Origin of the sequence: Segatella copri, from assembly GCF_024330485.1 — a bacterium.
Classification (GTDB): domain Bacteria; phylum Bacteroidota; class Bacteroidia; order Bacteroidales; family Bacteroidaceae; genus Prevotella; species Prevotella copri_L.
The window spans coordinates 66,760-72,901 of sequence record NZ_JANDWX010000017.1; the positions used below are offsets into that span (position 1 = coordinate 66,760).

Below are 6,142 nucleotides of genomic sequence, written 5' to 3' on the forward strand. Positions count from 1 at the left end.
TATAAAGAAGTATCTTTACAACTTCCCGTTTTACCCTATTGTTTCAAACTGTTCACTCTCAGTCTCATCGCATTGGCATGAGCTTCCAATTGCTCATTTTCCGCCATGGTCACTACAGCATTTCCAATGTTACGAATACCTTCTTCTGTAAGATGCTGGAAGGTGATTTTGCGATTATAACTGTCCAGGTTCACTCCGTTGTAAGCCAAAGCATAACCATGGGTTGGCAAGGTATGGTTCGTACCGCTTGCATAGTCGCCTGCACTTTCGCACGCATAGTTTCCGAGGAATACACTACCTGCATTCACAACTTTTTCTGCCAGCTGCTCGTAATCGGCTGTGGCGATAATCAGATGCTCCGGCGCATAAGTATTGCAGAGGTCGATTGCCTCCTCTTCGGTCTTCACGAGGATAAACTTAGAGTTGTCTAACGAGGTATGTGCCATCTCCTTACGTGGCAAACGTTCAAGCTGCACTTCAACTTCATTCTTTACATCATCCAACACCTTTTCAGATGTAGTAATGAAGAAAACCTGAGAATCGAAACCATGTTCAGCCTGCGACAACAGGTCGGCAGCAGCAAACACAGGGTTGGCTGTTTCGTCGGCAATAAGACAAACTTCAGACGGACCGGCAGGCATGTCTATAGCCACATCGTGCAGGGAAACCTGCTGCTTGGCAGCCATGACAAACTGGTTGCCCGGACCGAAAATCTTATAAACCTTAGGCACGCTCTCCGTACCGTAAGCCATGGCTCCGATAGCCTGAACGCCACCCGCCTTAAAGATCTGGCTTACGCCCGCAATCTTTGCCGCCATGAGGATAGCCGGGTTCACCTTGCCCTCTTTATTAGGAGGAGTACACAGTACTATTTCTTTACATCCCGCAATCTTGGCAGGAGTAGCCAGCATCAGAACGGTGCTAAAGAGAGGAGCAGTACCTCCCGGGATATACAATCCCACCTTCTCTATAGCCACACTCTTCTGCCAGCAGGTTACACCAGGGCAAGTTTCAACCTTTACACCATCAAACTTCTGGCTATGATGGAATGCGGCAATGTTATGATGGGCGAGGTGCAAAGCGTCTTTCAGTTCTTGAGAAACCAATTTCTCTGCCTCTTCGATTTCAGCTTCAGTCACAGCCAAAGAATCAAGATGGGCATGATCAAACTTCTCCTCGTAACGCTTCACGGCTTCGTCGCCATGGTTTTTCACATCGTCGAGTACACCTTGTACGGTCGCATTCAGCTGCGAAACATCCAGGTGTGGGCGTTTTACAATCTCGCTCCATTCCTCCTTTGCAGGATACTTTATTACCTTCATTCCTATTATTAATGTTTAATTATTAATGTTTAATGTTTAGTTTTTAACGCATAATGTCTCTAAATAAACATTACACATTAAACGCTACACATTATTACAATATCATCTTTTCGATTGGTGTTACCAGGATGCCCTGTGCACCGAGTTCCTTCAGTTTGCCTATGATTTCCCAGAAACGCTTCTCATCGAGCACGGTGTGGATAGAGCACCATTCCTCATCAGCCAATGGGATAATCGTAGGACTCTTGATGCCTGGCAATACTTCTGTAATCTCCTGAACCTTTGCCTTAGGAGCATTCATCATCACGTACTTCTTGTCCTGTGCAGAACGTACAGCCTCGAAGCGGAACAGCATCTCGTTCAGAATCTCATGCTTCTCCTCGTCCATGTTCCAGTTGCCGATGAGCAGAGCCTCGCTCTTCATCACCACCTCAACCTCAGCAAGATTGTTGCTGACCAGAGTAGAACCTGAACTTACAATATCGAAAATACCGTCAGCCAAACCGATGCCCGGACTGATTTCTACAGAACCCGTAATGACATGGATGTCGGCATTGATATTATTCTTCTTCATAAACTTGCGCAGGATGTTAGGGTAAGAAGTAGCAATCTTCCTGCCGTTGAACCATTGCAATCCCGGATAATCAATCTTCTTAGGAATGGCGAGGCTCAGGCGGCACTTGCTGAAACCCAGACGGTCAATAATCTGTGCATTCTCTCCACGCTCAACAAACTCGTTCTCGCCAACGATACCGATATCTGCCACACCAGAGGCTACGCTCTGAGGAATATCATCATCACGAAGGTAGAGAACTTCGAGAGGAAAGTTGCTTGACTGCACCAGGAGGGTGCGTTTAGAGGCGCTTACTTTGATGTCAGCCTCTGCTAAAAGATTCATGGTGTCGTCGAAAAGACGACCCTTACTTTGTACTGCTATTCGTAACATATTTCTATATTTTGTTTGAAAAACATTGCAAAAGTACATATTTTTATTAGAATAAACAAATAATTTCTCACTTATGTGCAAAATATTTCGTACTTTTGCAGCTGAAATGAAGAATAAAGGATATTTATACGCATTATATGCACTATTTTTGCTCGCTGCCTGTGCCGACAAGAAACCGCAGCAGGAGCTTACGCCATGGGGAACTCCCGTAGGCGAAATGGAGTATGCGGACAACTCTGATGGGGCTGATGACGATGAAAAGAAACCTGCTTCAACCAACAAAGGGCTTTCGCTCGAAGATATTCAGGCCAATGGTGAGCTCATCATGCTCACCGTTAACGGCCCTACTACCTATTATGATTACCACAGCCACGGAATGGGACTGCAATATCTGCTCTGCGAGAAGTTTGCCCAGCAGATCGGCGTGTCGTTACGCGTAGAAGAATGTAAGGATACGGCTGAAATGGTGCGCAAGCTGGAGAAGGGAGAAGGTGATGTGATTGCCGTGCCCCTACCCCGAAAACAGACCAGAGGCAACCTGCTGTTCTGTGGTGTTACGCCCGACAGCACCCGAACCCAATGGGCTGTGCTGAACGGTAATAAGAGTCTTGCCGACACCCTGAACGGCTGGTTTAAGCCTAAGCTGATTGCTCAGGTCAAGCAGGAAGAATCGTGGCTGCTTTCTTCTGCCAGCGTGCGCCGCCACGTTTATTCACCATTCCTTAACCGTTCTAAGGGTGTTATTTCCCGCTACGACCACCTCTTCCAGCGCTATAGCGGAACGGCTCGCATGGACTGGCGTCTGATGGCTGCCCAATGTTATCAGGAGAGCTGTTTCGACCCGAATGCGAAGTCATGGGCTGGAGCTTGCGGACTGATGCAGATTATGCCAGGCACGGCTGCCCATCTGGGTTTGCCGATGAGCATGATTCATGAACCTGAGGCGAATGTGGCTGCGGCAGCCAGATATATGGCGGAACTGCAGGGGCATTTCTCTGACGTGGGCGACCCTTTCCAGCGCATGCTTTTCGCCTTGGCTTCTTATAATGGTGGCTATTTCCACATCAGAGATGCGATGTCGCTGGCTCGCAAACATGGTCAGAATCCGCATAATTGGGGCGTAATCCGCGATTATATTCTGCGCCTTTCTCAACCGGCTTATTACACAGATCCGGTAGTGAAATATGGTTATATGCGAGGCACGGAGACGGTTAATTATGTAGATAGAATCAGAGCCCGCTGGGGCGAATATAGCGGTGGTTCAGGCTTCCATGAGAGTTTTCGTGGCAGCGGTATGGGCAGCGGTTCCTTCCATGGAGCCCCTGTTAAATCCAAGCGCCACTACCAGAATAAGTACCATATATAATATAAATAGGTACTGAAAACGATGAGGAAAGGTATATTTGGGGCTCAATTTACTCTGATTTCTTGCAAAATTTGGAGATAAGAGCCCCAAATATACCAAATAACGTGGATGTGAGTTTGCGTTCTTTTATAGGGCTTTTTTGTTGTTTTGTAAAGAAAAAAAACAAGATACTAAAATGTCGTTATATCATCTCCTAGAACGATTAAAAGGAGTATTTATATATATATGTATAATATCCTTACTACAGAAAACAGTAACGGAAATGATGCGAAAATCCGCATTTTTTTGCGTTTTAGAAGATAAAATGTAAAATATGGGGGTTAGGAAGATGTTTTACCCCCTCTCCTAAGGGTGTAAAATGCCCCTCCTCGGACATTAAATCCGCCTATAACATGACGTATTTTTGACAAAATGCAACAGGAAACAAGGATAAAAATGTAGAATCGAACAACATATCAGCTAACTAAAGCGACTTGATATGTAGATAATTATTATACACAAAATATTAGAGTAAGAATATAACAAAATACACATAACACACTAATAACCAATACATTCAGACATACATACAACCTATATCAGGTAAAACTCACAAGTTCATCTAGCGTGTCATTAAGGGTCAAGGTCATTAAGGGTCATTTTCATTTTCGGGGGAGAAAAATCCCCTATAGTATATATATAAATAAATATTTATATATACTATAGCTCAAAATGACACTTTCATTTTTCTAAATGACCCTTAATGACACTGACCCTTAATGACACGCTTGTTTTTCATCCTTACTTCCCCATTGTTGATAGTTTCTGCAATAAAGTTCAGGCAGAACATCAGTAGAACTTATTGTATTACAGCTACTTATAGTTTTTCTCACATAGAAAGTCAGGGGAAAAGCTTGCATTCTGCCCGAAAATGTTGTATCTTTGCACCGGCAATCGAAAGAACAGCCTTTTGTACCTTGCTCGGGTCTTCTCTTAAGACCTAGACGGGTCATAAATGATGGCAGGCGCCGGTCATCAATGAAGACCCCGAAAACGGCAGGAACGGGGCGTTCTGGGGAGTTGCAAACAAAGGACTCTAAACATACTACAAACGACTATGATTAATTACAGCATCGTAATGCGTAGCGTGAACGCAAATCTTCTGGAAATCAACCAGGCGAAGTCACGCATCAACCAGGCAAAGAAAGAGGGTACAACCCCTGACCCAAAGGACCTGGAACTCGTGAAGACAGAGAAGCAGAATGCTTTCGCCATCTCACAGTACACCGATATCATGACCATCGAGAAGTTTGCCAAGCACATCACTTCTCATGGAAGTGTTTATTCGAGAGCCGACATCAGCGCCATCCTCTACATCGCCGTAGACTGCATGCGTGAGATGTTGCTTGAGGGCAAGAAAATCCGTCTGGGCGATCTTGGTGATTTCTCTCTCCTTCTCACCTCAAAGGGTGCTGAGGATGCTGACAAGTTCACCGCACAGAACATCACCGGCGTGAAGGTTCAGTGGGAGCCAGGTCAGGAGTTCAAGAACCTTCGCGATGATGCCGAGTTCAACCTCGTAGCCAGCCGCAGCGCTCAGGCAGCCGTTATCAAGGCGATTAAGGAGGGTAAGACCAACGTTGACCTCAACGCCCCAACTACTCCGGATAATACGCCTGGCGGTTCAACCCCAGGTGGTTCAAACACCGGTCAGACCGGCAGCGAAGGCCAAGGCTCTGAATCAAGCGGCGGTACTACCGGCAAGGACGATACTGGCGACGGCCTTGAATAGCCCAAGGATAGACTGGCTAGGGTGTTAGCCCCTAGCCCAGCCTATCCGCCCACAAAAAATTCAACATTCAACACTCAACATTCAACATTCAAAAAATGAAAGCGAACACTTGGAAAACAATTCTGCAGATAGCCATCAGCATACTGACCGCTATCGCTACTACGCTCGGAGTAACGAGCTGCATGGGATAAAGAACATGGAGTCCACCTTATCATAATAAGCAGACTCATCCATAAAAATGAAAATCGACCGCTCACCTCAGAGATATTCCCCGAGGAGAGCGGTCTTTTTCGTTTCTGCCGAGAATTGTATCACCAGCTTCTTCATAACCATTTACACCAATAGCTAAAACTTCCTTATAAGACTCTGCATAGTTAAGTATGGCAGATGTTTACAACTATCCATTTACCACTTTTTCTACCGCCTTCACGTTTCAAGATTCCCTTGGCTTGAAGAGCAGCAATATCTCTTTCAATAGTACGTGTCGTTACAGTTTTCTTTCCCGACATTCTCTGCGCCAATTCCGGAATCGTTATTGCCGGATGACATTTAACAACAGAAATGATATTCTGCTGACGTTCAGAAAGTTCAATCAGTTTTTCTTTCCCGACATTTTTAAAGTTTTTCCCGACATTTATCACGACATCATCATCCATAGATCTTTCATACTGTTCTATCTCAGCCTTAAGATTTTTGATATGTTCTTGAAGCATGAAAGACTGGAATGGTAACATCGA

6 protein-coding genes are annotated in these 6,142 nt (G+C 45.2%); 3 read left to right on the plus strand and 3 right to left on the minus strand.

Translation table 11 applies throughout. From position 1 onward, the window contains the following. Window positions 1-35: 35 nt before the first annotated feature. Both hisD and hisG read right to left on the minus strand, forming a co-directional pair. The gene (hisD, locus tag NNC77_RS10395) at window positions 36-1,322 is read right to left on the minus strand and encodes a histidinol dehydrogenase (protein ID WP_254970812.1); all 1,287 of its coding nucleotides are present in this window, start codon (window positions 1,320-1,322) and stop codon (window positions 36-38) included. A gap of 94 nt (window positions 1,323-1,416) precedes the next feature. After that, the gene (gene hisG / locus NNC77_RS10400) at window positions 1,417-2,268 is read right to left on the minus strand and encodes an ATP phosphoribosyltransferase (protein ID WP_117694092.1); all 852 of its coding nucleotides are present in this window, start codon (window positions 2,266-2,268) and stop codon (window positions 1,417-1,419) included. 73 nt (window positions 2,269-2,341) lie between these two features. On the opposite strand from hisG, the gene NNC77_RS10405 reads away from it, so the two are divergent. The 3 genes from NNC77_RS10405 (at window position 2,342) to NNC77_RS10415 (ending at window position 5,596) form a co-directional block, all read left to right on the plus strand. Continuing rightward, entirely contained in the window at window positions 2,342-3,634 is a 1,293-nt protein-coding gene (locus NNC77_RS10405; protein WP_437183285.1) for a transglycosylase SLT domain-containing protein, read from the plus strand. Between the two features lie 1,096 nt (window positions 3,635-4,730). Then, window positions 4,731-5,405, plus strand: a complete 675-nt coding sequence (locus NNC77_RS10410) for an HU family DNA-binding protein (RefSeq protein WP_373121999.1) — start codon at window positions 4,731-4,733, stop codon at window positions 5,403-5,405. Between the two features lie 95 nt (window positions 5,406-5,500). Continuing rightward, the gene (locus NNC77_RS10415; RefSeq protein WP_153072405.1) at window positions 5,501-5,596 is read left to right on the plus strand and encodes a smalltalk protein; all 96 of its coding nucleotides are present in this window, start codon (window positions 5,501-5,503) and stop codon (window positions 5,594-5,596) included. A gap of 183 nt (window positions 5,597-5,779) precedes the next feature. Here NNC77_RS10415 and NNC77_RS10420 read toward each other — a convergent pair. After that, on the minus strand, window positions 5,780-6,142 hold a 363-nt coding region (locus NNC77_RS10420; RefSeq protein ID WP_254970814.1), incomplete at its 5' end, for an HTH domain-containing protein.